Source organism: Candidatus Paracaedibacter symbiosus (assembly GCF_000757605.1).
In the GTDB taxonomy this organism is placed as follows: domain Bacteria; phylum Pseudomonadota; class Alphaproteobacteria; order Paracaedibacterales; family Paracaedibacteraceae; genus Paracaedibacter_A; species Paracaedibacter_A symbiosus.
The window spans coordinates 1-1243 of the sequence record NZ_JQAK01000024.1 but is presented as its reverse complement, the minus strand read 5'-3'; the positions used below and the strand labels follow the sequence as shown (position 1 = coordinate 1243).

Annotated in this window: 1 protein-coding gene; it reads left to right on the top strand. The window is 64.1% G+C overall.

Features of this window, described 5'->3' with window-relative positions; translation table 11 throughout:
* Positions 1-49: 49 nt before the first annotated feature.
* The coding region (locus IG80_RS14470; RefSeq protein WP_075553257.1) for a cytochrome b at positions 50-1243 on the top strand (1194 nt) is incomplete at its 3' end.

Sequence of the window (1243 nt, the reverse complement as noted above, 5' to 3'; positions counted from 1 at the left end):
CGACGACAACACGCTTGTCATCGGCGTCGATCCGCAGGGGGCGTAAGCCATGGCGAACAACATCCTTACCCGCACCGCCACCGGCGTGATGGACTGGGTCAACGCACGCGCCCCGGCGCTGGCGCCGATGTACCGGAAGCACATGTCCGAGTACTACGCGCCGAAGAACTTCAACATCTGGTACATCTTCGGCGTGCTGTCGATGGTGGTGCTGGTCAACCAGATCCTGACCGGCATCTTCCTGACGATGCACTTCAAGACCAGCGCGGCGGAAGCCTTCGCGTCGGTCGAGTACATCATGCGCGACGTGGAGTGGGGCTGGCTGATCCGGTACATGCACAGCACCGGCGCCTCGCTGTTCTTCATCGTCGTGTACCTGCACATGTTCCGCGGCCTGATGTACGGCTCCTACCAGAAGCCGCGCGAGCTGGTGTGGATCCTCGGCATGCTGATCTACCTGGTGCTGATGGCCGAGGCGTTCCTGGGCTACGTGCTGCCGTGGGGCCAGATGTCGTTCTGGGGCGCGAAGGTCATCATCTCGCTGTTCGGCGCGATCCCGGTGATCGGCAACGGCCTGACCGAATGGATCATGGGCGACTACCTGCCGTCCGACGCGACCCTCAACCGCTTCTTCGCCCTGCACGTGATCGCGCTGCCGCTGGTACTGCTGCTGCTGGTGGTGCTGCACCTGGGCGCGCTGCACGAGGTCGGCTCCAACAACCCCGACGGGGTGGAGATCAAGAAGGGCCCGAAGGGCAACCGCTGGTCCCCGACCGCCCCGGCCGACGGCGTGCCGTTCCATCCGTACTACACGGTGAAGGACACGTTCTACGTGTTCGGCATGCTGGTCATCGCCGCCTTCATCATCTTCTTCGCCCCTGCGTTCGGCGGCTGGTTCCTCGAGCACGACAACTTCACCGAGGCCAACAGGCTGGTCACCCCCGAGCACATCAAGCCGGTGTGGTACTACACCCCGTACTACGCGATGCTGCGCGTGGTGCCGGACAAGCTGGGCGGCGTGATGGTGATGTTCGGCGCGATCGCGATCCTGTTCGCGCTGCCTTGGCTGGACCGGGCCAAGGTCAAGTCCTACCGCTACCGCGGCGTGCTGTCGAAGGTGCTGCTGGGCCTGTTCGCCCTGTGCTTCTTCTGGCTGGGCAAGATCGGCGCCGGTCCCGGCACCGATCCGGTCGAGACGATCGTGGGCCGCTTCCTGACCGCGTACTACTTCCTTTTCTTCCTG